The organism is Psychrobacillus sp. NPDC093200, from assembly GCF_050280345.1.
GTDB classification, from domain to species: Bacteria; Bacillota; Bacilli; order Bacillales_A; family Planococcaceae; genus Psychrobacillus; species Psychrobacillus faecigallinarum.
Genome location: NZ_JBNNVC010000002.1, coordinates 1,101,090 through 1,125,090, shown reverse-complemented (window position 1 = coordinate 1,125,090; position 24,001 = coordinate 1,101,090). Strand labels below are relative to the sequence as shown.

26 protein-coding genes are annotated in these 24,001 nt (G+C 35.1%); 18 read left to right on the top strand and 8 right to left on the bottom strand.

Translation table 11 applies throughout. From position 1 onward, the window contains the following. Positions 1–4 precede the first annotated feature (4 nt). The 9 genes from glpK (at position 5) to glnA (ending at position 8,949) form a co-directional block, all read left to right on the top strand. Entirely contained in the window at positions 5–1,516 is a 1,512-nt protein-coding gene (gene glpK / locus ACQKNZ_RS13415; protein WP_427660100.1) for a glycerol kinase GlpK, read from the top strand. Continuing rightward, complete coding sequence (locus ACQKNZ_RS13410; protein ID WP_154311000.1) at positions 1,517–3,169, top strand: glycerol-3-phosphate dehydrogenase/oxidase; 1,653 nt, start codon at positions 1,517–1,519, stop codon at positions 3,167–3,169. Beyond that, the gene (locus tag ACQKNZ_RS13405) at positions 3,166–4,086 is read left to right on the top strand and encodes a lysophospholipase (RefSeq protein WP_427660098.1); all 921 of its coding nucleotides are present in this window, start codon (positions 3,166–3,168) and stop codon (positions 4,084–4,086) included. The genes ACQKNZ_RS13410 and ACQKNZ_RS13405 overlap by 4 nt, the downstream gene beginning before the upstream one ends. Continuing rightward, positions 4,079–4,999, top strand: coding sequence for a tRNA (adenosine(37)-N6)-dimethylallyltransferase MiaA (miaA, locus tag ACQKNZ_RS13400; protein WP_427660096.1), 921 nt, complete (start codon positions 4,079–4,081; stop codon positions 4,997–4,999). The genes ACQKNZ_RS13405 and miaA overlap by 8 nt, the downstream gene beginning before the upstream one ends. 61 nt (positions 5,000–5,060) lie before the next feature. Continuing rightward, positions 5,061–5,282, top strand: coding sequence for an RNA chaperone Hfq (gene hfq, locus ACQKNZ_RS13395; RefSeq protein ID WP_144541813.1), 222 nt, complete (start codon positions 5,061–5,063; stop codon positions 5,280–5,282). Between the two features lie 76 nt (positions 5,283–5,358). Beyond that, positions 5,359–5,658 (top strand): rhodanese-like domain-containing protein, encoded by a 300-nt coding sequence (locus ACQKNZ_RS13390; RefSeq protein ID WP_144541815.1) that lies wholly within the window; start codon positions 5,359–5,361, stop codon positions 5,656–5,658. A gap of 143 nt (positions 5,659–5,801) precedes the next feature. Then, the gene (locus ACQKNZ_RS13385; RefSeq protein WP_154310998.1) at positions 5,802–7,052 is read left to right on the top strand and encodes an aminotransferase class I/II-fold pyridoxal phosphate-dependent enzyme; all 1,251 of its coding nucleotides are present in this window, start codon (positions 5,802–5,804) and stop codon (positions 7,050–7,052) included. Positions 7,053–7,189: 137 nt separating this feature from the next. Next, positions 7,190–7,573 (top strand): MerR family transcriptional regulator, encoded by a 384-nt coding sequence (locus tag ACQKNZ_RS13380; RefSeq protein ID WP_144541819.1) that lies wholly within the window; start codon positions 7,190–7,192, stop codon positions 7,571–7,573. A 41-nt stretch (positions 7,574–7,614) separates the two neighbouring features. Then, the gene (gene glnA / locus ACQKNZ_RS13375; RefSeq protein ID WP_427660092.1) at positions 7,615–8,949 is read left to right on the top strand and encodes a type I glutamate--ammonia ligase; all 1,335 of its coding nucleotides are present in this window, start codon (positions 7,615–7,617) and stop codon (positions 8,947–8,949) included. 115 nt (positions 8,950–9,064) lie between these two features. Here the strand turns inward: glnA and ACQKNZ_RS13370 are convergent, their stop codons facing one another. Next, on the bottom strand, positions 9,065–10,177 hold the full coding sequence (locus ACQKNZ_RS13370) for a tyrosine-type recombinase/integrase (RefSeq protein ID WP_427660090.1): 1,113 nt from the start codon (positions 10,175–10,177) through the stop codon (positions 9,065–9,067). Between the two features lie 85 nt (positions 10,178–10,262). Next, entirely contained in the window at positions 10,263–10,571 is a 309-nt protein-coding gene (locus tag ACQKNZ_RS13365; protein ID WP_427660172.1) for an ImmA/IrrE family metallo-endopeptidase, read from the bottom strand. Between the two features lie 355 nt (positions 10,572–10,926). Between ACQKNZ_RS13365 and ACQKNZ_RS13360 the strand changes: the two genes are divergently transcribed. Then, positions 10,927–12,150 (top strand): DNA cytosine methyltransferase, encoded by a 1,224-nt coding sequence (locus ACQKNZ_RS13360; RefSeq protein WP_427660088.1) that lies wholly within the window; start codon positions 10,927–10,929, stop codon positions 12,148–12,150. A gap of 21 nt (positions 12,151–12,171) precedes the next feature. On the opposite strand, the gene ACQKNZ_RS13355 is transcribed toward ACQKNZ_RS13360, so the two are convergent. Both ACQKNZ_RS13355 and ACQKNZ_RS13350 read right to left on the bottom strand, forming a co-directional pair. Further along, positions 12,172–14,124 carry an ATP-binding protein gene (locus ACQKNZ_RS13355; protein WP_427660086.1) on the bottom strand — a complete coding sequence of 651 codons (1,953 nt, stop codon included), beginning with the start codon at positions 14,122–14,124 and terminating at the stop codon, positions 12,172–12,174. A gap of 198 nt (positions 14,125–14,322) precedes the next feature. Continuing rightward, positions 14,323–14,694: a helix-turn-helix domain-containing protein gene (locus tag ACQKNZ_RS13350; RefSeq protein WP_427660084.1), complete on the bottom strand. Its 372-nt coding sequence runs from the start codon at positions 14,692–14,694 to the stop codon at positions 14,323–14,325. A 132-nt stretch (positions 14,695–14,826) separates the two neighbouring features. Here ACQKNZ_RS13350 and ACQKNZ_RS13345 point away from each other — a divergent pair, with 132 nt between their 5' ends. The 4 genes from ACQKNZ_RS13345 to dnaN all read left to right on the top strand — a co-directional run bounded on the left by ACQKNZ_RS13345 (position 14,827) and on the right by dnaN (position 17,695). Then, positions 14,827–15,069, top strand: coding sequence for a helix-turn-helix domain-containing protein (locus ACQKNZ_RS13345; protein WP_427660082.1), 243 nt, complete (start codon positions 14,827–14,829; stop codon positions 15,067–15,069). Between the two features lie 34 nt (positions 15,070–15,103). After that, entirely contained in the window at positions 15,104–15,226 is a 123-nt protein-coding gene (locus ACQKNZ_RS13340; RefSeq protein ID WP_427660080.1) for a hypothetical protein, read from the top strand. Between the two features lie 670 nt (positions 15,227–15,896). After that, positions 15,897–16,043 carry a hypothetical protein gene (locus ACQKNZ_RS13335; protein ID WP_154310979.1) on the top strand — a complete coding sequence of 49 codons (147 nt, stop codon included), beginning with the start codon at positions 15,897–15,899 and terminating at the stop codon, positions 16,041–16,043. A 521-nt stretch (positions 16,044–16,564) separates the two neighbouring features. Next, a complete protein-coding gene (gene dnaN / locus ACQKNZ_RS13330) occupies positions 16,565–17,695 on the top strand; it encodes a DNA polymerase III subunit beta (RefSeq protein ID WP_427660078.1) in 1,131 nt (376 codons plus the stop codon). Positions 17,696–17,843: 148 nt separating this feature from the next. Here the strand turns inward: dnaN and ACQKNZ_RS13325 are convergent, their stop codons facing one another. The 3 genes from ACQKNZ_RS13325 to ACQKNZ_RS13315 form a co-directional block, all read right to left on the bottom strand. Beyond that, positions 17,844–18,023 carry a hypothetical protein gene (locus ACQKNZ_RS13325; protein WP_151110252.1) on the bottom strand — a complete coding sequence of 60 codons (180 nt, stop codon included), beginning with the start codon at positions 18,021–18,023 and terminating at the stop codon, positions 17,844–17,846. 481 nt (positions 18,024–18,504) lie between these two features. Further along, positions 18,505–18,654 (bottom strand): hypothetical protein, encoded by a 150-nt coding sequence (locus ACQKNZ_RS13320; protein ID WP_154310977.1) that lies wholly within the window; start codon positions 18,652–18,654, stop codon positions 18,505–18,507. 545 nt (positions 18,655–19,199) lie between these two features. Further along, entirely contained in the window at positions 19,200–20,114 is a 915-nt protein-coding gene (locus tag ACQKNZ_RS13315) for an iron-hydroxamate ABC transporter substrate-binding protein (RefSeq protein ID WP_144537082.1), read from the bottom strand. Between the two features lie 268 nt (positions 20,115–20,382). Here ACQKNZ_RS13315 and ACQKNZ_RS13310 point away from each other — a divergent pair, with 268 nt between their 5' ends. Continuing rightward, the gene (locus tag ACQKNZ_RS13310) at positions 20,383–20,610 is read left to right on the top strand and encodes a lactate dehydrogenase (protein WP_144537080.1); all 228 of its coding nucleotides are present in this window, start codon (positions 20,383–20,385) and stop codon (positions 20,608–20,610) included. A gap of 141 nt (positions 20,611–20,751) precedes the next feature. On the opposite strand, the gene ACQKNZ_RS13305 is transcribed toward ACQKNZ_RS13310, so the two are convergent. Further along, the gene (locus ACQKNZ_RS13305) at positions 20,752–21,171 is read right to left on the bottom strand and encodes a hypothetical protein (protein ID WP_427660075.1); all 420 of its coding nucleotides are present in this window, start codon (positions 21,169–21,171) and stop codon (positions 20,752–20,754) included. A gap of 424 nt (positions 21,172–21,595) precedes the next feature. Here ACQKNZ_RS13305 and ACQKNZ_RS13300 point away from each other — a divergent pair, with 424 nt between their 5' ends. From ACQKNZ_RS13300 to ACQKNZ_RS13290, 3 genes are all read left to right on the top strand, one after another. Continuing rightward, a complete protein-coding gene (locus ACQKNZ_RS13300) occupies positions 21,596–22,516 on the top strand; it encodes a WD40/YVTN/BNR-like repeat-containing protein (RefSeq protein WP_151110246.1) in 921 nt (306 codons plus the stop codon). Further along, positions 22,500–23,351, top strand: coding sequence for a hypothetical protein (locus ACQKNZ_RS13295; protein WP_427660073.1), 852 nt, complete (start codon positions 22,500–22,502; stop codon positions 23,349–23,351). Before ACQKNZ_RS13300 ends, ACQKNZ_RS13295 begins: the two co-directional genes overlap by 17 nt. 191 nt (positions 23,352–23,542) lie before the next feature. Then, entirely contained in the window at positions 23,543–23,869 is a 327-nt protein-coding gene (locus tag ACQKNZ_RS13290) for a DUF3139 domain-containing protein (RefSeq protein ID WP_225321683.1), read from the top strand. Positions 23,870–24,001 lie beyond the last annotated feature (132 nt).

Sequence of the window (24,001 nt, the reverse complement as noted above, 5' to 3'; positions counted from 1 at the left end):
TTATATGGGGAAGTATATTTTATCAATTGATCAAGGAACCACTAGTTCAAGGGCTATTCTGTTTGATAAGGAAGGTAACATCGTTCATTCTTCTCAAAAGGAATTCAAGCAGCATTTTCCGAAAACAGGCTGGGTAGAGCATGACGCAAAAGAAATATGGGGGACTGTGCTCTCGGTATTGGCGGCCGTATTAACGGAGAGTGGAAGTCAGCCGGGAGATGTCCATGCAATAGGGATAACCAATCAGCGGGAAACGACGGTTGTCTGGAACAAGCATACAGGCAAACCTGTATATAATGCGATAGTCTGGCAATCAAGACAGACTCAGTCTATTATCGATGATCTTAAGAAGGATGATCTAGAATCCTTCTTTCAAGAAAGAACAGGCTTAAGGTTGGATCCTTACTTTTCTGCAACTAAGGTCAAATGGATTTTAGATAATGTCGAGGGGGCAAGAGAGCAGGCAGAGGCTGGAGAGCTGCTGTTTGGGACCATTGATACATGGTTAATCTGGAAGCTTTCAGATGGAAAAGCACATGTCACAGATTATTCAAATGCCTCTCGAACGATGATGTATAATATTTTCGAGCAAGAGTGGGATCAAGAGATTTGCGAGAAGTTAAATATACCGATGAACATGCTACCTACAGTTGCTTCCTCCTCAGAAGTTTATGCAAAGACAGATCCGTCTGTTTTCTTTGGCAAGGAGGTAGACATAGCTGGTGCCGCAGGAGATCAACAGGCTGCCTTGTTCGGTCAATGCTGCTTTGAAAAGGGCATGGCGAAAAATACCTACGGTACAGGTTGCTTCATGCTATTAAATACCGGGGAGGAAGCCGTAACATCTGACTCTGGTCTACTAACGACAATTGCTTGGGGCTTGGATGGTAAAGTCACATACGCATTAGAGGGAAGTGTATTTGTGGCTGGTTCAGCCATACAATGGCTACGAGATGGACTCCGTATGCTAAAACATGCAAGTGAATCTGAGAACTACGCAAAACGAGTCGACTCTACAGAAGGTGTCTATGTCGTACCTGCCTTTGTTGGCTTAGGAACCCCATATTGGGATTCTGATGCAAGAGGTTCAATTTTTGGGCTCACACGAGGCACAACCAAGGAGCACTTTATACGTGCGACACTGGAGTCACTTGCCTATCAATCAAAGGATGTTTTAGATACGATGATGAAGGATTCTGGTGTGGAGGTAGAAGTTCTCCGAGTAGACGGTGGGGCAGTAAGTAACGAATTTCTCATGCAGTTCCAAAGTGATTTGTTAAATTTACCGGTAGAGCTAGCGAAGCTCAATGAGACAACAGCACTTGGTGCTGCATTCCTAGCGGGATTGGCCACGGGATTTTGGAAGGATGAGCAAGAGCTTTCGAACATGAGAGAAAGCCAGCGCTTGTATGAGCCGGAAATGGATGAGGAAAAACGTAAGAGATTATATAAGGGCTGGAAACTAGCCGTAGAAGCAACAAGACTATTCAAAATATCAGAACAAGGAGTGGACTAAGTGAAATCTTCAGTAGAACGTGAGCAAATACTTAACACACTAAACTTTTACGAATTTGACGTATTAGTAATCGGAGGCGGGATTACTGGTGCAGGTATTGCCCTAGATGCAGTAACAAGAGGTATGTCTGTAGCCTTGATAGAAATGCAAGACTTTGCAGCAGGGACATCTAGTAGATCTACAAAACTGATCCATGGTGGTTTGCGTTACCTTAAGCAAATGGAAATAAAAATGGTTGCGGAGGTCGGAAAAGAACGAGAAATCGTATATGAAAATGCGGTTCATGTTTCTAAGCCTACCGGTATGCTTCTACCGTTCCATAAGCAAGGGACATTCGGACCTTTAAGCACTTCTGCTGGCCTTAAGCTTTATGATTATCTAGCAGGAGTCAAAAAGGAAGAGCGTCGTTTGATGCTTTCTGCAAAGGAAACATTAGAAAGAGAACCTTTAGTAAAAAGTAAAGACCTTCTTGGTGGAGGCTATTATGTAGAGTACGTGACAGACGACGCAAGGCTAACGATTGAAGTTGTAAAGAAAGCGATTGAAAAGGGTGCTGTTTGCTTAAACTATGCTAAAGCTAGATCATTCCTTTATAACGACGAAAACAAAGTGGTCGGTGCTGAAATTGTAGACATGGTAACGAACAAAAGAATAGCAATCCATGCTAAAAAAGTAGTTAATGCGACTGGACCATGGGTTGATGGTGTGAGAGCACTTGATGCAATCGAAAACAAAAAAAAGCTGCGACTAACTAAAGGTATTCATGTAGTAATTGACCAATCTATTTTCCCTCTCCGTCAGGCAATTTATTTTGATACACCTGATAAGCGAATGGTATTTGCTATACCTAGAGATGGAAAAACATATGTTGGAACGACAGACACCTTCTTTGAAGGAAAAATTCAAAATCCAGTAGCTACGCTAGAGGATGTGGAATACTTAATAGATGCGATTCACTATATGTTCCCTGATGTAAGAGTTGGAGTAGAGCATGTAGAATCCACATGGGCTGGTGTACGACCTTTAATATACGAAGATGGTAAAGACCCTTCTGAAATTTCCCGGAAGGATGAGATTTGGCAATCGGAGGCTGGCCTTCTAACAATAGCGGGTGGTAAGCTGACAGGCTATCGCAAAATGGCAGAGACGATTGTAGATAAAATTTCCAAGCAGCTTGGGGACGAAAAGTATGGTCCTTGTGTAACAAAACATTTAAATTTATCCGGTGGAGAAACTGGGGGCTCTGAGCAATTTGAAGGTTTTGTTACAGTAAAAGAACAAATTGCTCCTTCTTATGGTTTGTCACGTGAGGAAGGTAGAAGATTAGCTAAACTCTATGGCTCTAATGTAGATAAAGTATTTCAATACGCTCATATTCTATCTACAGTCCCTTCAAATTTACCGCTTGGTCTGCTTGCGCAGGTGTATTATGCAGTTCATGAGGAAATGGCATATTCTCCAGTGGATTTCTTAGTTAGAAGAACTGGTATGCTCTATTTCCATATTAATCAGTATAAAATGTACAAGGATGAAGTATTAATTGTTATGAAGCAATTGCTCCAATATTCTAAGGAAGAGACCGAAAGTTTTTCGCAACAATTGGAAGAAGCTTTACTAGATGCTATGTTTTCGGAAGGTAGTGTTGTCGAGTGAAGGAAATTTTAGAAGCGAAGATGTCAGATGGTCATCTCATTTATGTAATGAAAAATGTACCAAATGATACACCAATCGGCCATGTCCACCTTTTACATGGCTTGGCCGAACATATCGATCGTTATGATGCATTTATGCATTTCCTTGTCGATAAAGGTTTTATCGTCAGTGGACATGATCATCGGGGACATGGTAAGACTGCTGGAAAAAATGGTAAGCTAGGTTATTTTGCAGACCATTCAGGCTTCGAGAGAATAACAGAGGATGTACGAGAGGTATTGATAACCGTCCGAGAAGGAATAGGCGAAATTCCTGTTATTTTATTTGGTCATAGCATGGGCTCGTTTGTCGCCCGTCGATATATGCAAAAATATAGTGACTCCCTGTCAAAAGTTATTCTAAGTGGTACAGCATTTGACCCTGGCGTAATGGGAGACATAGGAAGGTTAATTGGTAAAGTAGCTTCTAAGATAAAATCGCCGCAAGGGGAAAGCCCATTGCTTAACTCGCTTGCCTTCGGTGGATTCAACAAGCAAATCGATCAACCAGAGACTCAGTTTGACTGGTTAAGTACTGACAAGGTAGAGGTAAATAAATATATTGAAGATCCACTTTGTGGATTTATCCCATCTAACCAGCTGTACGTGGATATGTTCGGTGGGATGAAATCCATTCATAAGGAATCGGAAATCATGAAAATTCGCAAAGATTTACCAGTGCTGCTCATTAGCGGTGGGAAGGATCCTATCGGAAAAGACGGCAAGGACATTTTTAAAGTAGCGGAAGGTATGAAAAAAGCAGGCATGAGGGATATAACCGTGCAAGTGGTGGAAGGTGCAAGACATGAACTCTTAAAGGAAAAGGGAAAAGATAAAACAATGGACTACATTTACAAATGGATGATGAAGGATGAATAAAAAACCAGCTGTTATTGCAATTGTTGGGCCAACCGCAGTAGGCAAAACGGCGTTAAGCATTGAGCTAGCAAAGGCTTACAATGGGGAAATCATCAATGGTGACTCCATGCAGGTTTATCGAGAGTTAAACATCGGTACCGCGAAAATTACAGAAGATGAAATGGCAGGAGTTCCACACCATCTGTTGGACATCAAGGATCCGACAGATGGCTTCTCTGTAGCAGAATACCAAAAACTTGTACGAGACAAAATAGAAGAAATAGCTTCTAGAGGTAAAGTGCCCATTATTGTTGGGGGAACTGGTCTTTATGTGCAATCGGTATTATATGACTTCCGCTTTACGGAACAGCCAAAACTAGCTAGCACAAGGATACAGGAGCTTGAAGGCCTTAAAGCGGAAGAATTATATGCAAGACTTCTAAAAAAAGATCCAGAGGCTGCTAAGGATATCCATCCGAACAACGTCCAAAGAGTAATCCGTGCAATTGAGAGGCTAGAGCTTACTGGAATGCAGCGAGATGAAATTGAACAAAAACAAGGACATGAAAAGGTTTATCCCCATTATATTATTGGTCTTAATATCGACCGCGAAGTACTCTATGAGCGCATTAACAAACGAGTAGATATCATGGTGGAGCAGGGGCTGTTGCAGGAAGTAAAGGGACTTTATGACAATGGTATTAGGAACTCGCAATCCATCCAAGCGATTGGATACAAAGAAATTTATGAATATTTGGATGGGAAGATAACGCTTGAAGAAGCACTTGAGAGATTGAAGCAAAACTCTAGAAGATATGCCAAGCGTCAGCTAACCTATTTCCGTAACAAAATGGATATTCATTGGTTTAATCCGTTTGAAGACAATAAAAGAATTTTAGAAGAAATTAATAGCTTTTTGCAGGAGAATAAATAATTAAGGCGAATAGTTAAAGTGTTAGGGTATTTTAGCGTAAAATGCAAACGGGGGTATTAAGATGAAACCGATGAATATTCAAGACAATTATTTAAATCAGTTAAGAAAGAACGAGATTTTTGTAACAGTATTTCTTTTAAATGGTTTCCAATTAAAAGGAACAGTTAAATCATATGACAATTTCACAGTATTGTTTGAATCAGATGGGAAGCAACAGTTAATTTATAAGCATGCGATTTCTACGTTTGCTCCATCTAAACCTGTTAAATTATCAGAAGAGTAAAATCGAATCCATTGACAGTTCCACTTGCTCCTATTATTATTTGATAGAATCTTTAAATGAAGTGGAGAGGTTAAATATGAAGACTATTACGACAGATGAGCTTCTAAAAAAAATAGATGCAGGCGAGCAAGTAAATATTATTGATGTACGTGAACAAGAGGAAGTGGATGCAGGTATTATTCCTGGAGCAAAGCATATCGCATTAGGGCAAGTGGAAACAAGCTTGGATCAAATCGACCCGTCCGTTCCTCATTACATAATTTGCAAGGCTGGTGGCCGCAGTGCAATGGCTTGCGAAATTCTAGAAGAGAATGGTTACGACGTAACTAATGTGACAGGCGGAATGATGGCCTGGGACGGCGAAGTACAATTCTAATATCTACTATACAAAGGGGCTAATTTCATTTTTTGAAATTAGTCTTTTCTCTTTTATCAAAAGGAAGTAATGCTTTCATAAATGAAAGTATATTTTTATCCAACAAAACACAAATTACAACGAATAGAATTAGGAGATGCATCATGGAATTTATAACTACTTTATCAAAAAATGTAACAGAACTGGCAGAATCAGCTGAATCTAAGATTGTCGAACAACATAAAGAAGTGGAAGGAATTGCTTTTCACAATCAACAGAAAGTGCTTCATGCATTTAAGGAGCATCACGTGAGTGACCATCATTTTAACCCTTCAACTGGATATGGCTACGATGATGAAGGACGTGATACATTAGAAAAAGTGTATGCAACGACTTTTGGAGCAGAGGCGGCGCTTGTTCGACCGCAAATCATCAGTGGTACGCATGCGATTTCTATTAGCCTATTTGGAGTTTTACGCCCAGACGATGAATTATTATATATAACTGGGAAACCCTATGATACATTGCAATCGATTGTCAGTGGTGGAGAAGAGGACACTGGATCTCTAAAAGACTTTGGCATTAACTATCAGCACATTGACCTGTTAGAAGATGGTGCTGTGGACTGGGAAGCAGTAAAAAATGCAATACACGACAAAACCAAGGTAGTGGCGATTCAACGGTCTAAAGGTTATGCAGTCCGTCCTTCCTTCACAGTGAATCAAATTAAGGATATGGTCGAAAAAATTAGAGGGATCAAAAAGGATGTCATTATCTTTGTGGACAACTGCTATGGAGAGTTCGTTGAAACCCTTGAGCCAACTAACGTCGGAGTTGATTTGATGGCTGGTTCTCTTATTAAAAACCCAGGTGGCGGTATCGCTAAAACTGGTGGTTATATTGCAGGAAAAAAAGAATTTGTTACAAAATGCGCTTATAGAATGACTTCACCGGGTATAGGTTCAGAGGCGGGCGCTTCACTGAATACATTATTAGATATGTATCAGGGATTTTTCCTAGCTCCACATGTCGTTTCGCAAGCGGTAAAAGGCGCTATCTTTACCTCAGCAGTTTTGGAGGAAGTAGGCATGACAACCGAGCCTCATTATTCACAGAAGCGTACGGATTTAATACAATCCGTCTCCTTTCAGACGCCAGATCAAATGATTCAGTTCTGCAAGGCAATCCAAGCACATTCACCTATTAATGCACAGTTTGCGCCAGAACCAGCTTACATGCCAGGCTATGAGGATGATGTAATAATGGCTGCTGGAACCTTTATACAAGGCTCAAGCATGGAACTAACTGCAGATGGACCGATTCGTCCTCCTTATACTGCTTTTATCCAAGGTGGATTGACATATGAACATGTGAAATATGCGATTTTGGGGGCAGTTCAGTCTTTATATAAATAACAAAAAAATACCACTTTCTAAAAATAGAGAGTGGTTTAATTTTTTTGAAAATTTTATGTAAGAATTGTTGACATGGTGTTGACATGTTAGCTAACATCACATATACTATGTTTATAACCTACATAGGAGGTGCAGCGATGGAAAAGGAATGGAGACGTTCCATGCCACTGCTATCGATGAATATTGTCATGCAGCTAACAGGATTAACAGCAAGACAAATTCGATATTATGAAGAGCAAGAATTAGTTCAGCCTGCACGAACGGAAGGTAAGCAACGCATGTTCTCATTAGACGATATCGATGTCCTGCTAGAGATTAAAGACTTATTGAAATCTGGTGTGAACATAGCCGGTATTAAACAAATTTTTGAGATGAAGAAAAATCCTGCAACCTCCAAGGACGTCCGACAAGTAATCTCTGATCAGGAGTTACGCGAAATTGTTAAGGAAGAAATGCGATTGGCACAAAGACAGCAGCGAGCTTCTTTGAGGCAGGGGGACTTATCTCGCTTTTTTCGTTAAGTGAGTTTAAAAAAATATCAAATATTTAGGAGAGTGGAAAAATGAGTAAGTATACAAAAGAAGACATCAAAAAGTTCGTTCAAGAGAATGAGGTGAATTTTATTCGTCTTCAGTTTACAGACATACTAGGTACGATTAAAAACGTGGAAATTCCAGTGAGTCAGCTCGACAAAGCTCTTGATAATAAAATGATGTTTGACGGATCTTCTATCGAAGGATTTGTTCGTATTGAAGAATCTGATATGTACTTAGTTCCAGATTTAAATTCGTGGGTAGTATTCCCTTGGATTACAGGAAAAGGGAAAGTGGCTCGTCTAATCTGTGATGTAAATAAAGCAGACGGAACTCCATTTGCTGGGGATCCTCGTAGTAACTTAAAAAGAATTTTAAAAGAAATGGAAGAACTAGGGTTCACTAGCTTTAACTTAGGGCCAGAGCCGGAATTTTTCCTTTTCAAATTAGATGCTCAAGGTGAGCCGACGCTAGACTTAAATGACCATGGTGGTTATTTCGATTTAGCTCCAGTAGATCTTGGAGAAAACTGCCGTCGTGATATCGTACTTGAGTTAGAGGAAATGGGCTTTGAAATTGAAGCATCTCACCATGAAGTAGCTCCAGGGCAACATGAAATTGACTTCAAATATGCGGATGCTATCACTGCTTGTGACAACATTCAAACATTTAAGCTAGTAGTTAAAACGATTGCACGTAAACACGGATTGCATGCAACATTCATGCCAAAACCATTATTCGGTGTTAACGGTTCAGGAATGCACTTTAACGTATCATTATTTAAAGGTAAAGAAAATGCATTCTTCGATGACTCAGCAGACATGAAAATGAGCGAAACATCTATGCAATTCATGGCCGGTGTATTAAAACACGTCCAAAGCTTCACTGCAATTACAAACCCGACTGTAAACTCATATAAACGTCTAGTCCCTGGTTACGAAGCGCCTTGCTACGTTGCATGGTCTGGTCAAAACCGTAGTCCACTGATTCGAATTCCTTCTTCTAGAGGATTAAGTACTCGTATCGAGGTTCGATCAGTAGACCCAGCTGCAAACCCATACTTAGCTATGGCTGTAATTCTTCAAGCTGGATTAGATGGTATCAAAAACAAATTAACACCACCGCCAGCTGTAGACCGTAATATTTATGTTATGACAGAAGAAGAGCGTATTGAAGACGGTATTCATAACTTACCACCATCATTACACGCAGCTATCCAAGAACTTGGTAAAAATGAGATTATCCGCGGAGCTCTAGGCGAACACATCTACGCTAACTTCGTAGAAGCAAAAGAAATCGAATGGGATATGTTCCGTACGACTGTACATCCTTGGGAACGTGAGCAATATCTAAAAATGTATTAATAGTAAAGCGTTGGGGCTCTAAGCTTCCAACGCCTTTTTGTTTATTGTAAAAAGAGGTTCGTGGTATGAATTTAAAATGCAAACACATTTCTACCACGAAATTATTCAATTTCTTTCATTTACTCATCAAACTTATCAATTGAACGTGCAGCAATTTTCTTTTAACATGTGCATATACGTCCGATGTAATTTGCATAGATCCATGGCCCAGACGTTCCTGGACAAACTTCATATCTGCGCCAGCTTCAAGCAGCATGACAGCATGTGTATGTCTGGTCGAATGGATAGGCAAAGAGGAATGACCGATTTCCTCTAGGCATCCTTTGAAAGCATTAAAAAGAGTAGATTTAGGCAAAGGTGTGCCGTCATCACGACACAAAACAAGATTCAAATCGTGACTATAAAGTTCCTCTAAAACTAATTTTCGCTCATTTTGATAATTGAGATGCGTCTGCAATTCACTGATTAAGGGCGCTCTTATTTCGATTGTTCTTCTAGAATGATAAGTTTTTGTATCTCCTAATATAGGATCGTCATTTTCTGGTTGGAAATCAAGTGAATTTTTAATTGTAATTGTTCTATCTTTCCAATTAATATCTGACCACTGTAGAGCTGCAGCTTCACCCTTTCGAAGGCCAGTATCGAATAGGAGTTTAAAGAATAATCCGTAAATTTGTCCACGCTTATACAATGCTTTTATCAAAGGAGTTACTAACTTTGGTTCTAAGAACTTTAACTTCTTTACTTCGCGCCTTTTTATACTTACATGTTCACAAGGGTTTTTGGTTACATAGCCATTTATCAATGCGCGTTTAAATGCTTGGTATACTACGTAATGAATTCTCCTAGCTGTTTCCGTAGATAATCCTTCTTCCAACTTGCCATCAATAAATTTTTGATACATCATCGGTTTTACATCTTTTAATTCCAGATTACCAAAGTGTGGTATAGCATGGTTATCGAGTACTGTTCGATACGTTTTATAGGTATTCGGTTTTAGCTTGTCCTTTACATACTGGTTCAACCAGGCATGCATATAGATAGCAAAGTTCATTTCACCTTGTTCAAACCCATTCATCACTTCAATTTCTTTTTGACGAGATGCTATTTGTGCTTCCTTCTTAGTCTTATAACCACTTTTAGAAGTTTCTTTCCATTCATCAGAATAGATAACTTTATAGCGTACACGGTACTGCCAAACATCTCCAATTTTTCTAAACGAAGCCATAACTCATTTCTCCTTTCATTAGTATGTAATACTAGCTCCAACATAATTCTATGTATAATACAGCTACCTATTCTATACAAAATTATTAAAATTGCGCTTGAAATGCTGCATCCAATTGCTGCTGGTATAGCTTCATCATGTAACGTTCATAGCGGATGCGAGCAAATTCGGGTGTCACCCGAAAGTTTTCTATAATTAGATTAATAGGGTGATCTTCAGGGGCACTCATAAGTTCCCTTAACATAAATTCAGGTACACAAAATTCATACATAAAGTTTTTTGCTTTGTTTTCTTGATAATTACGGAAAAGTGAAGACATAAGCATTTGGTCTCCAGCATGTATAAGTATATGGCAAAGTTCATGTGTAAAATCTTGCCATTGTTCTTCGTATATCAGATTCTTATTTTAAAAAATAAATGCTCTTTCCTTTAAAAATAAAGCTTGGCTTCTATCATTCCAGAAGAAAACTTTTATATTTAATTGATTGGCTATCCACTGGAAATCTATTTTTTTTGGTTCTGTTATTTTCATTTTAACGTAGATTTTTCTTATGTAATCTTCCAAATGACTTAGGTTGTGCATAGTTTCACTCCTATATAAGAACGTTTGTTCCTTTTTAGTATAATGTAATGACCTAATAAATGATAGTATATTATAATAAATGTTTTAATATATTTGAAAACAAAGCAAACTTGTGTCTTGTTTATGTGCATAAACCTGGTATACTTTTTTTAAGGAGTTGAATACTGTGAAAGTAATTGATTTATTTGCAGGTGCAGGGGGATTGTCAGAAGGTTTTCGACAAGAAGGTTTCGATATACTTGCTCATGTTGAAATGAATAAAAGCGCGTGTAACACTTTAAGGACAAGAGAATCATATTATTATTTGAAAGAGAATAATAAAATAAATACATATAAAAAATACCTATTAAATGAAATTGATAGAAACGAATTATATAATAATGTTCCACCAGAAATTTTAGATAAAGTTATTGAAGCAGAAATTAATAACAAGACTATGCCGAGTATATTTACAAAGATTGATGAACTATTAGAAGAAAATGAAGTAGATTTAATTATTGGCGGACCACCTTGTCAAGCTTATTCAACAGCTGGTATTTCTAGAGATCCAGATAGAATGAAAAATGACCCAAGAAACTATTTTTATAGGTATTATATTAAGTTTTTAAGAAAGTATAACCCTAAGATGTTCGTTTTTGAGAATGTGAGAGGTATACTCACAGCACAAGATGGAAAAGTATTTAAAAACATACGAAGAAATTTGATAAATGCAGGCTATAAAATGGACTATAGAATACTAAATGCTAAAGATTTTGGCGTTACTCAGATAAGAGAGAGAGTTATCATTATTGGTTGGAGAAATGATATCAACTTTAAATATCCTGATTTTTTGATGGAGAAAGAATCTCCTTCAGTAAAGGAGCTCTTTTGTGATTTGCCGAAAATGAATGCCGGGGAAAGTATAAATGGTAAGGGAAAATATCTAACTCAAAAAAATGAATCTATAGAAGGGCTTAGAAGTAATAACTGGAATATACTTACACAACATATTTCTAGACCAAACAATGAGAATGATTTAAAAATTTACAAGCAAGTAGTAGAGACTTGGAACAACGAAAAAAGATTATTAAAATACAATGAATTACCAATTGAACTAATTACTCACAAAAATAGTGATACATTTTTAGATCGTTATAAAATGGTTAAATACGATTCTTTAGCACATACCATAGTGGCTCATATTTCAAAAGATGGCCATCATTTTATTCATCCAGATATAGAACAAAATAGATCTTTAACAGTAAGAGAAGCTGCAAGAATTCAATCCTTTCCCGATGATTTTTATTTTGAAGATTCTCGAACTGCTGCTTTTAAACAGATTGGAAATGCGGTTCCACCATTAATGGCTAGAAAGATTGCAAGAACCTTAAAAAGCACAGAACTCTTATGAGTCTGTGCTTTTTTATTTTACTTATATAGAAGAACATATAAATTCAAAGAAGAAAGTTGAATTTTGCCAGTGAGTTTGTAATTGATTGGTGCTTACTGATTTATCTGTCCAATGCATAGCGAGATTAATATCGTCGATGCATTCAGCTAAGTCATTTAGGTGTTTTAAGGATCTAGTATCAAATTTTTTGACGGTGGGAAGATAGTTTTTAAAGTCCATTAATTTTACTTTGATAGGAACGTCTTTTTGTCCTGGTATATTAGTTTTTGTGTTGATATGTTCTTTCTTTATATTTTTGTTTGAATCAACTACATAGTCTTTGAAATTATTTTTAATTTTACTAAGATGTACTCTAAGGTATTCATCCATCATTACTTCTGTGAGGCTTCTTAGTAAGTAAGCTGTAGCTAGAGGATATTTTTCAACATTAATTGTTGTAATTTCGTTAATAAGTGAAGCCACTTTTGGCGATTTTATATTATCTTTTATCTTAGGGTCAATATATCCTATAGTTTTAAATTTCGAATACCTGTTCTTATAATCGTCTTTCTCGTTTCCATTATTACCAGAACCAGTAGGACCGGAACCAGTAGGACCGGAACCAGTAGGACCGGAACCAGTAGGACCAGAACCAGTAGGACCAGAACCAGTAGGGCCGGAACCAGTAGGACCAGAACCAGTAGGACCGGAACCAGTAGGACCGGAACCAGTAGGACCGGAACCAGTAGGACCAGAACCAGTAGGACCGGAACCAGTAGGACCAGAACCAGTAGAACTGGAGCCATTTACTGTTCTAGTTTTAGGCTTTTTAATTAAATCAACTGATATACTTCTATCTTTACCAAATTGAGTAACAATTAAGTCAAGGATATCATGAAAATAAGTTGAAGCATCATTCCTTATGAAGCCTTCTCTGTTTGTTTTTTCTTCCAAAATTATTGACTTATTTGGATCAAGAATTATATATCCAAAAGTTTGTTTATTATCAATGTTTTCAGCAGCTTTCTTTAATCTTTTTTCTGCTAGTTTTAGCCAGTCTACTTTTCCATGACCATAGATTTTATAATTATCTCTGTATACTGAAATACCTTGAAATGCATCTAGAAAACGAGTTTTAATTTCATTTTCTCTTCCTTTAGTAACATTTTTATAAGTGGGGTCAAAGAAAAAGTTATTAATTAAAACAGTTGTTATTCCTATATCAGCTACTTTTTTTAATTTTGTAGCTTTAGTTTGAAGACTTGAACTATTATTGTTGTTGTAGATAATTTCACCTTTGTAGGTGCAAGTATAATTATACGATATGATTTTATTCCCCGAAAATTCTATTTTTGCATGAAAAGGTGCTTCAAAAACACACTCTTCAGGTGCATGATAATTTACCATTTCAAGACTATTGGGATATATAACTTCAAATGTTTTTTTATTTCCTGGCAAAGTTAAATTTTCTAATTCTTGTTGTATCTCTAATAAATCTAATGTATTGACATCTTTTAATCTAATTTTAGTGCCGTTTTTCTCGACAGTATTACTGTGGATAATCTTTATTTTAAAATCAGTAAGAGTTTCATTATTTTCTAGTTCCTCTTTTGACAGTTGGAATTCGCATTTTTTTCCGTTTGAGACAGTTATAATCTCTATTATGTTTGCAATTCTAAATAAACTAAAACGACCAATACCTTTACCTCCAAGTAAATTAAGTTTTTGATTTTTATTGGCGGTTGCAACAAAAAACCAATTTTCTTTAACTTCTTCTAAACTCATTCCACTCCCATCATCGGTTATTTCAATTTGGCCTTCATTATATAGAGAAAAATCAACACATATAGAATCGGCTCCGGCATCCCGTGCATTTTTTATTTGTTCTGCAATTGCTATACTATCCGACTCTATTATTTTGCTTCCTAATGATTCATAGATGACTCTTGGATCGAACTCTATACCTGTTTCATAAACCATTGAATTACTACTCATAAAAAGTCCCCCGTAACTTTATTTTAATGTCCAATAATATTCCTTAATCACCTTTAATTTCTTCTTTCTATAAAAAAAGTAATTAAATAATTCTAAATGCCTGTAATATAATCTATGTAAATTTAACTACATAATACTTATAAATAAAGAGATTTGGCATAGCCAAATCTCTTTATTTTGTTTATTGTTTGTCATTAGCTAGCTATTAACATCATTCTTAATCATTTCCCATATAGATCGTAGTTTTTGCAAATCCTCTTCTTCACTTTTAGGCAATTCTTTATACCACTTTTGTAGAGAAGGATCATTTACAAAAGCTTGGAATTCCGCTTCTTCTTTTTCAGCTTTGTTTTCTAAGAGTTTATTTATGTCTCGTCCAAGCAAATAATCAGTAGTTACTTCAAAGTAATCAGCGAACTTAGTCAATAATTCAAAGTCAGGTTTTCGTTCATTACGTTCATACATGCTTATTGTACTTTCGGCCACACCAAAAATTTTCCCAAAATCCTTCTGAGAAATATTCCGTTTATTCCTTAAAAATCTCAATGTTTTTCCAAATTGTTCAGTCATGTAATCACCTTTCTTAATAATAGCACATTTTGTGTTAAGTAAAATATTTTTTATTATAATGTTGACAACACATTTCGTGTAGTTTATATTGAATTTACTAACAACACAAAACGTGAAGGGGTGAATAAATTCATGGATAAAATGAAAGTTGGTAAATTGTTATTAGATTTACGCGGAGAGACCTCGAGAAAAGAGGTTTCAAATAAGATAGGCATAAGTGTTAGTGCACTACAAATGTATGAGAATGGTCAACGTATGCCGAAAGATGAAATTAAAATAGAAATTGCTGATTATTATAATAAATCTATAGAGGAAATTTTTTTATGTGAAACTTTCACGTTTTGTGAACATTTTAATGAGTTTTCGGGGTGTTAAAAATATAGAAGACCTATAAGAAAGGAGAAATAATATGTTTTCAGTAAGTGTGGACGAATTACAGTTGGAGTCAATTGTTCGTGAAGAACTTTCTAAGAAGCACAAAACCTATAAGAAAAGACCACCAAAATGTAGTGGTCTCAACGTTTTTCAATAATTAATCTCACCCCATAATCCACCCCATAAATACCCCATTTTTATTTTTAGGCTGTAGAATCACATGTTAAATGATTTCTTGAAAACCTTGTTTTATCTACATTTTTAATACTATATAGTTCTATACATTAAGGCAGTATGTCATCCGTACGACTGTATACCCATGGGAACGTGAGCAATATTTGAAGATGTATTAATAGTAAAGCGTTGGAGCTGTATGGCTCCAACGCTTTTTTGTATATTGTAAATGAGGTTCTTGGTATGAATTTAAAATGCTACCACATTTCTTTCACAAAACTATTCAAATTCTTTCATGTACTCATCAAACTTATCAATTGAACGTGCAGCAGTCTTTTAAGATATGCATACATCCGTTGTAATTTGCTTAGATCCACGCTCCAGTCGTTCCTGCATAAATTTCATATGCGCCAGCCTTCATAACTGCTTATATATATCTTGTTTAATGAATGGGCAAAGAGAGCTTAGAAATAGAAACTTTAAGAACGATAAAGCTTCTTTGGTTGCAATAGAAGAAATAAAAAAACACATCCAAACCGACGTAGTTTTTTATTTTTAAAAATTAAAAATAATCTAAAAAAATAAAGGGTTTTGGATAAAAAGTAGAATATAACAATTGGAAGATAAAAATGAACTAAAAAGGAGGTAAAATTATGAAAATTAAAAAGAAGTTATTGTCGATTGTTGCTTTGCTTATTGTAAGTTTATCTTTTGGAGCAGGGGCAAGCGCTCAACACGTTGGCGAAGGTGATGGTCCTAGGCCAATATGTACTAATAATGGTCATTGTTACTATCCATAATAAGATTTTTAAAAGTTTTTTGAGCATCTCTTCGGAGGTGCTTTTTATTATGAGAAAGAGGATAAGGAATTAATAAGTGAAGCTAATTGCTCTAGGAAATAGGGTGATGAAGTTCCAATAATAGTGGCATAAAATCAGATTAATTAAAAACCATTAAAGGAACAAATCTTTTCCTGTCTCTTTGAACAAAAATAGTTCATGAAGTCACATTCAATACAAAGTGCTGCTTTTTATTATGCTTTAGAAGTGGTGATAAAATGTTTTTCTATAAAACTAAATTGTGGTGGTCTAAACACACCAAGGTTTTAAAAAGTGATATGTAATGTTCCGAGTATTATTAAACTCCTATGAATGATTCCAGTTAGGAAGGGACAGCCTCTGATGCACCGTAGTGATAGGAGTCTGACTAAAGGATGGTCTATATTTTTTTCTAAATCATATTACAAAAAGCAGAAAAAGCAGGAGTTAGAGTTTAATTTGTCGAATTAGTTTCACTTACATTAAAAAGAGGTGGATCAACTATGGAATTTATAATAGATAATGAATGTTTTAATAAGGCAATATCAGATGTTAATAGAGCAGTATCTTTAAAAACAACCTTTCCTATACTGACAGGTATTAAGATAATTGCAAATAATAATGGTTTAACCCTTGTCGGTAGCAATTCAGATTTTATTATTGAAAAGGTTATTCCTTTAATGATTGATGGAAGAAAAGTATTGGAAGTCTATAATCCTGGCAGTGTTGTGATTTCAGCAAAGTTTTTAAGCGAAATTGTTAAGAAATTGCCCGAGAAAATACATATAAAAGTAAACGAAAAACATTTAGTTACCATACAATCCAATGAAATAGTAACAAACTTATACGGATTTGATGCAGAAGAATACCCCACTCTTCCTCAAATAGATGAAAATAAACATGTTACAATTTCTAGTGAAGATCTAATAGAGGCTATTAAACAAACTGTTTTTGCAGTATCAAAAAGCGAGGCTAGACCTGTCTTAACAGGAGTTAACATGTCAGTCAAAGATAGCAGGCTTAAGTGTGTAGCAACAAATTCTCAACGTTTAGCTTTAAGAGAGGTTGCAATAAACTCCAATGTAGATGGAACTTTCATTGTACCAAGTACAAGTTTAAATGAACTAATTAAAATAATTAATAATGAACATAGTGTATTAAATATTTTTTTTACAGACCGGTATATGATTTGTAAATCAAATACACTTTCATTTTTTTCTAGATTAATTGATGGAATTTACCCAAATGTTTCAGGATTACTTCCAGAAAACTCGAAAACAACAATTACTCTCAGTACAAATCAACTATTAAAAAGTATAGATAGAGCTTGTCTCTTTGCGAGTGAATGGAAAAATAATAATGTACATCTAGAAATCATGAATGATTTAAAAATACAAATTTCCTCAAACTCGTCGGAAATAGGGAAAATAGAAGAAACTTTGAACATTAAGGCTATTACAGGTGAAACTAACTTAAATATTTCAATTGATGGGAGTTTTTTAATGGACGCATTAAAAGCAATCAAGGAAGAAGAGATAAGAATAAGTTTTGGCGGTTCTATGAGACCAATCCTAATTGAACCTATTGACAATTTATCTTATCTTCATCTTATTTCACCTGTTCGTTCCTATTAAATAGTACAATTTAGAATGCAAATTAAAATGTACTTTTGTAATTTTTTCATTTAAGGAGCTTAGGCTCTTTTTTTGTTGAAATTCAACTAATAAATATGTTAACACTGTACATAGTTGTAAGTTTAAAAAACATAAAAAAAGACCTTCTTCAAGGTCTAATCAGCTTTAGTTCGCTATTCACATGTTCACGAATGAGAAGTAATTCAATAACATCCTGAGATGAATATGAGTAAGGTGCATTATCAGGAATAAGCTCATTGAATTGTCTAACCAAGTCATTAAGGGTGTCTACATAAAAGTCATTTAAATGTAATTCAAATTTTATCAATATTGTTCTCCTTCTTCTTTTTTAGAAGCATGAACCATTCTCTATAATTTTATTCAATTAGTAGTGAAATACATGCATTAAAAATTAAGAAAATAAAAAAGGACCTTTATCTAAGGTCCTCATGTAAACTGAGATGAGAGTAAAATAAATTTCTCAGTTGTTATTTAGCTTATGTAAGTAACAATTTATTGTACAGGCATGACTACTGTAAAAATACAAAATTTCTTTCAAAATCAAAGAAGTTGATTTCTTTTAATAACATCTCTGAACAATACAATAGCGCCAGAGATTGAAACAAGCGCTATTGTATTAAATGATTAAGGCCTGTCTAAACATGGCGCAGATGCACCAGTGCCACAATTAAAAGCTGATGCCGGACTTTGGCCGATTAAAAATGCTGTTAGGCATAAAACAGAGATAAAAAGTTTAATGTTTTTCGTCTTACCCACTTAATATTAGAGTGTAATCACTTTTACAATAATCACAAGTCCTTAGGTACACATGGAGCGTTACTATAATCAGGCTTACAAATTGGAGGTGCTTGTACAGTTGCTGCTGAAGCAATTGTTGTAGATGATAAAGCAAACACAAAGCCAAAAGCGAGTAGTAACTTAGTTATTCTCTTTTTCATTATTTTCACCATCCTTTCAAATATAAGTAAATTATAGACAACGGTTCCAATTTATTCATCGGTCATTTTGAGTGAATTTTCAGTGAATTTAGTAGTGCTTACTAATTAGTAGAATTGACTTTCTAATAGGTAAATATTATTGTATCGATAGAATTTATTTCAGTAGATACATCAAAGAAAAGAAGAATGAAGATACACTAATTGGAGTTAACAAGCAATTTTATGTGGTGCAAAATACAGAGTATTAAACTCTAATAAGATAGACAACATATTATAGGGGCAGGAGGCGACTCCATCGGGGGAAGGGAGATAGATAAGCCATCAAAAATGACACTTGAGCGACGGTGATGGCTTATCCCCCCGCGGAAAGTGGAATTCATTTATACTTTGTTCTTTGTAAAGTTACTAATTCTTTAGAAATAGAATCAATTGTAAAAAACAATCAGCTTCAGGTAAATTACCATCAACTGATTGTTTAAATAGTATTCTTCATATCTAAAAATATGCAATCGTACTTACATTAAAGATGTGAGCTTTCTCTAGTATTATTTCTGTAAAAAGGAGCTTTCAAAGAAATCAAGCAAAGTATCTAGAGTAATTGGATCACTGTAAGTAGAAGCTTTTGTGTTTATTTCATATACTTGACCGTTTTTGACGGCAGGGATGTTCTTCCATAAATCTGTTTCTAAAAAAGAGTTATCTACATCAGGATTTTTGCTAAAAATTACATAGTCTCCAGCGAATTCAGGAAGTAATTCTGTGGAAAATGTATATATACCAGATTCAAGAGCCAATTCCTCCACTTTTTCCGGCATTTTTAGACCCATGGCTTGATATAAAATTTCAGTGCCACGTGCATAATTATTTCCGAAAACATAAAACTCCTTATTACCACTTTCAATAACAGAAACAGTAGCATCTTCACCAATTTTCGCTTTAATAGCCTCTCCAGTGGATGCCGCGCGTGATTTAAAATCCTCAATCCATTCTTTAGCTTCTTTTTCTTTGTTCAGCAGCTTTCCAATTTCCAACTGCTGATCTAAATAGTCCAGTTTTCCCCATGTAAAAACAACAGTCGGTGCGATTTCATTTAATTTATCAATATTATTCATATGCGAGCCTGCTATAATCAGGTCTGGATCTAATTCAATTATTTTCTCTAGGTTTTCCTCTGTTACAACTTCTACTCCATCAAGTCTTTCTTGAAAAAGAGGGTTCATCTTCGTCCAGTCGTCAATTCCAACGATATTAGCATCTAAAGCCAGTGCATTTGGGCCATTTGTAAGAGTTATTACTCTTTGGGGATCTGTAGGAACCTCAATAGGTCCAGTTTCAGATTCATATGTAAAAGTATCCGACTTTGTCTCTCCTTCAGTTTCTTCCTTGTTCGTGTCATTGTTCCCACATGCTGCAAGTAAAAGCACTAAGAAAAATAAGGATGTTATAAATAGCTTTTTCATCATGTAAAACTCCTTTTTTGTCATTTGTATTTTAAGAAAAGTTGATATTAATTAGTAATGATAATCATTTTCAATTAACTCTCATAAATATTAATTCTATTATTAAAAATTGTCAATAATATTTTATTTTCATGGTTGGAAATACATGTGTAATATCACAAGTAGAAAAATAATTTACTGGTCCTAATAGAGGAGGATAACAAGCTTCTCAAATATTTTTAGTATTTCTGGACAAACTACTAAAAGAGGTAACGAAGGAGGGATAAAGATGGAAATATTATTGAATAGGATTCATGAAGGAATTGAATATCTTACTTCACAAGGTAAACAAATTAACTTAATAAAAATGAACCCTGACATTTTTGATTCTTTGACGCAAGACGAACTTCCTAATGTTAAAATATGTAACGATGCCACAACGATTTTTGGAGTTTCAATGGAAGCAGATGAGAACGTAGAAAAATATGAATTCATTATATCTAGGCCACTTAACTAAAAATAGAAAGGGACCTCTTTGTATAAGATAGAGGTCCCTTTCAACATATACAGCTACTGTCTAATAGATTGCAAGGAAGAGGAAGCTTAAAATGTACCGATTAATAATCGGCTTCACAAAAACTATTGGACTGGAAATTTATTATCTATACTTTTCTAAATCACTTAAGGCTTTTTGCAAGCCTTCCTCGATGCTTTCATTTAAATCTGTTTGGTATACATAAAAAATTAAGCCATTATGGAATTCGTATAGATTATAGGACACAACATTCATGCTTTCCGTCTCTTTTTTTAATTCTTTAAGCCCTTTTTTCCGATCCTCCTCAGAAGGGTAGATATAGATTAAGAATGGTTTGTTATCTAGCAAATATATATTTGGTTTTACGCCGTTTAGCTTATTGCCAAAAATATTACCGTTCCTCTCCTTTGGCTCTTCTAGAGTAAGGTGCTGATTTTCAAGGGAGCCAATTACGTCCTTTAAGGTAATAACTTTAGGATCTTGCGCTTGGCAAGCAGTTATTAACACAAAAAGAGTGAATAAGAATAAGTAAGCCTTCCTCATCTTAATGCTCCTTATCATTTGTTGTTCTATCTCACTTTGATTTGAATAGTAAGCTTTTGCCGACATACTTACGATAACCCCATATACCAAATGACATGATAGTCACACCTATAATAGCGATAAAATATAGTCATAGGAATTTACGTTTATTATTTGATCAAGTGATATACCTATAAGGAGACCACTTATCCCGGCAAATAAAGACCAAAAGAAACGTTTCATTCTATAATCCTCCTCTAAAGTACTGTTAACAATGACTGTCATTTTACTCTACTATCTATAATCTACAAATATTTCCAAAAACCTTGTAGAAACAGCTATAATAGAAGAGAATTAAAAAAATGGAATAGGGCTAATAACAGTTGAAACTTCAACTAATTTAAAATAATAGAGATATAACAAGGTAACGACAGGAGTATTTTTAATGAAAAAAATAATAATTGGTACTGCTTGCATTATGATAGTTGGTATATTCGTAGGTACTTTATTTTACGAAAATTTAGATGCGATTCCAACGGATTCCAAGCAGAATAATATAACAACATTAGAACAAACAAAGCCACTACAGCCATTCTATGTAGACGATTTAACTGGATATTCTTTAGAGTATGATCAAGTACAAATTACTTTTAATAGTGGCAATGAATGGATTGAAGTTCCTATTGAAAAAGAAACGTTATTTGAAGGGGAATATTCCGGAAGTAAGACAGAACTGATAGATGATAGCTATATACTTTCACAGGGGCATGCTTATTTTTTATATTCTAATGAAAATGATTCAAACGAAACCAGTATCGAATTGCTTTATACAAAAAATGAAGGTAAGACATGGGGGAATATAGTTGTCGTAGATCGCTATCCTCCCATTCGTTTTCGTAAAGTTGAGTTTTTAAATGATTCCTTTGGTTACGTCATAATTTCAGGTGATCGTACAATGTCACAGGAATGGACTAATGTTTATATTACGAAGGATGGCGGGATGCAATGGAAAGAAGCGACTCATTCGAATATCACCAGGTTAATTTCAGATGGGGGATTTGTTAGTGAAGAAATAGGCTTCTTGTCATTTGGGATACTTAACCCTGAAGAACCTGATCTTCATGTCACGCAAGATGGAGGGGCCTCTTGGCGTGAAGCCCATATCAATATTCCAGAGAAATATAACAAAATATTTGTTCTGGCGGAGGTACCTTTTAAAGAAGATGACTACTTAGCCGTCTACATTAATCAAGGACCTAATGGGGATTACCAAGGTGGGAAAGTTAAAGGGAAATTCATTTCTAATGATAACGGCAAGACATGGGAATTTTTAAAGGAGGTAACACCAAATGAACCGAAAATATAAAAAAATAGGAGGCTGGTTATTCTTTCTAATGGCCATTGGATTGTTTAGTGTTCAAATGGGATATTTCTTTTTAAAATCAAGATATGTAATAGAGTACGTGGATAATCGATTTTTTTACGTGATAAACATATTAATAGTATTAGCCATTTTCCTCTCCTTGTTTCTTCTGCTCGCTGTCAATAAAAAGTGGAAAATGATAATAGTGAGCATTACAGTCGTAATTCTATTTATACAAGGGGTTTTTATTACTATCCATAGCTATCAAACTAAACATATTCTAAGTATTTCACCAGACTTTAAAAATGTGGTAGTCATTAAGGAAGATAGGAAAGCCAAACAGGCAAAATACTATAGATCATATTATTGGATATTTGCTCGGGAAAAAGAAATTTTGCCCTATAAAACTAAAAGCGAGTTTAAAGTGAAGTGGGTAGAAAAAGACATTGCCGCGGTTACTTATAAATCTGCTGATAGTAAGATACACCAATATATCGGTACCTATGGGGGTCGTGACGAGGGTTCCTATTCTTACGTTGGTCCATCTATCGCTGGACAATGGCAAGGGGATAATGCAATGGTTATCAGTTCACCGGATGGAATTACTGTTGTCCATAACGGAAAAACGGAAAAGTTTAAATGGGACAGTGTTGTTCAATTTGGTACATTAGCCGTTGTTTTGGTCCAAAATAACGAAGCAACTTGGATGATAGGTTTATCAGAGAACTTTAATAGTAACTCGAATGAACAAATACCACCCTCAGGAGAAATCGTGTTATATGAAGCAACTATGAATAACAACGATCCGATAACTCTGAAGTATCTATCTGTTGAATAAATTATATGTGAGTGCAAGAAAATCTATCTATATGTATGGATTAATTTATCCACTAACAACTATAACTGCATGTCCAATCAAACCAGCAACATTTGCTAAAGAGGTTACAAACCACCTCCTCAAAATGATGATTGAAAGTTTCTAAACTGAATTTTATATTGCTTTTCAAGTTATCCAAAGGGGTGTATTAATTGAAAATAATAATAAGTTTAGTTGTTTTGGTTGGATTAGCAATTTTAGCTATAGTTGCTATCTATCCTGGCAGTCAAGATGATGCTGAAGTAAAATTTGCTGAATATCTGAATAAACAAGGTGTAGATGATAATAAGATATCATCAAAAAAGATAATTAAAGACTATAAGAATGGTGGGTATGGATTTATAGTCACTTTTGAAGATGATTCTGCTTATAGTTATGAATATTTTTATAATAGTAATAGTAAAAAAATAGTTCTAGTTGTCTATGATGATGGAAAATCAATAGATGAAGGTATGAAATATGAACCTATAAATGATTAATAATAATGCAACATTCTCTACGAGTTAACCCACAAAATGCAAATGATGTAGACATTTGTCTAATGGGCTTGAAGAACAAGTAAACATCATATTTAATCGTAATGTATTGCTAAAAATTAAACAGAGGTAATT

Coding starts and splice junctions, on each gene's coding strand:
- glpK (WP_427660100.1), top strand. CDS start 5: ATGGGGAAGTATATTTTATCAATTGATCAAGGAACCACTAGTTCAAGG.
- ACQKNZ_RS13355 (WP_427660086.1), bottom strand. CDS start 14,124: ATGAGTAGTAATTCAATGGTTTATGAAACAGGTATAGAGTTCGATCCA.
- ACQKNZ_RS13300 (WP_151110246.1), top strand. CDS start 21,596: ATGAAAAAAATAATAATTGGTACTGCTTGCATTATGATAGTTGGTATA.
- ACQKNZ_RS13370 (WP_427660090.1), bottom strand. CDS start 10,177: ATGGCTTCGTTTAGAAAAATTGGAGATGTTTGGCAGTACCGTGTACGC.
- glnA (WP_427660092.1), top strand. CDS start 7,615: ATGAGTAAGTATACAAAAGAAGACATCAAAAAGTTCGTTCAAGAGAAT.
- miaA (WP_427660096.1), top strand. CDS start 4,079: ATGAATAAAAAACCAGCTGTTATTGCAATTGTTGGGCCAACCGCAGTA.
- ACQKNZ_RS13295 (WP_427660073.1), top strand. CDS start 22,500: ATGAACCGAAAATATAAAAAAATAGGAGGCTGGTTATTCTTTCTAATG.
- ACQKNZ_RS13310 (WP_144537080.1), top strand. CDS start 20,383: ATGGAAATATTATTGAATAGGATTCATGAAGGAATTGAATATCTTACT.
- ACQKNZ_RS13335 (WP_154310979.1), top strand. CDS start 15,897: ATGAAAATTAAAAAGAAGTTATTGTCGATTGTTGCTTTGCTTATTGTA.
- ACQKNZ_RS13345 (WP_427660082.1), top strand. CDS start 14,827: ATGGATAAAATGAAAGTTGGTAAATTGTTATTAGATTTACGCGGAGAG.
- ACQKNZ_RS13315 (WP_144537082.1), bottom strand. CDS start 20,114: ATGAAAAAGCTATTTATAACATCCTTATTTTTCTTAGTGCTTTTACTT.
- ACQKNZ_RS13320 (WP_154310977.1), bottom strand. CDS start 18,654: ATGAAAAAGAGAATAACTAAGTTACTACTCGCTTTTGGCTTTGTGTTT.
- ACQKNZ_RS13380 (WP_144541819.1), top strand. CDS start 7,190: ATGGAAAAGGAATGGAGACGTTCCATGCCACTGCTATCGATGAATATT.
- ACQKNZ_RS13350 (WP_427660084.1), bottom strand. CDS start 14,694: ATGACTGAACAATTTGGAAAAACATTGAGATTTTTAAGGAATAAACGG.
- ACQKNZ_RS13385 (WP_154310998.1), top strand. CDS start 5,802: ATGGAATTTATAACTACTTTATCAAAAAATGTAACAGAACTGGCAGAA.
- hfq (WP_144541813.1), top strand. CDS start 5,061: ATGAAACCGATGAATATTCAAGACAATTATTTAAATCAGTTAAGAAAG.
- ACQKNZ_RS13390 (WP_144541815.1), top strand. CDS start 5,359: ATGAAGACTATTACGACAGATGAGCTTCTAAAAAAAATAGATGCAGGC.
- ACQKNZ_RS13340 (WP_427660080.1), top strand. CDS start 15,104: ATGTTTTCAGTAAGTGTGGACGAATTACAGTTGGAGTCAATTGTTCGT.
- ACQKNZ_RS13305 (WP_427660075.1), bottom strand. CDS start 21,171: ATGAGGAAGGCTTACTTATTCTTATTCACTCTTTTTGTGTTAATAACT.
- dnaN (WP_427660078.1), top strand. CDS start 16,565: ATGGAATTTATAATAGATAATGAATGTTTTAATAAGGCAATATCAGAT.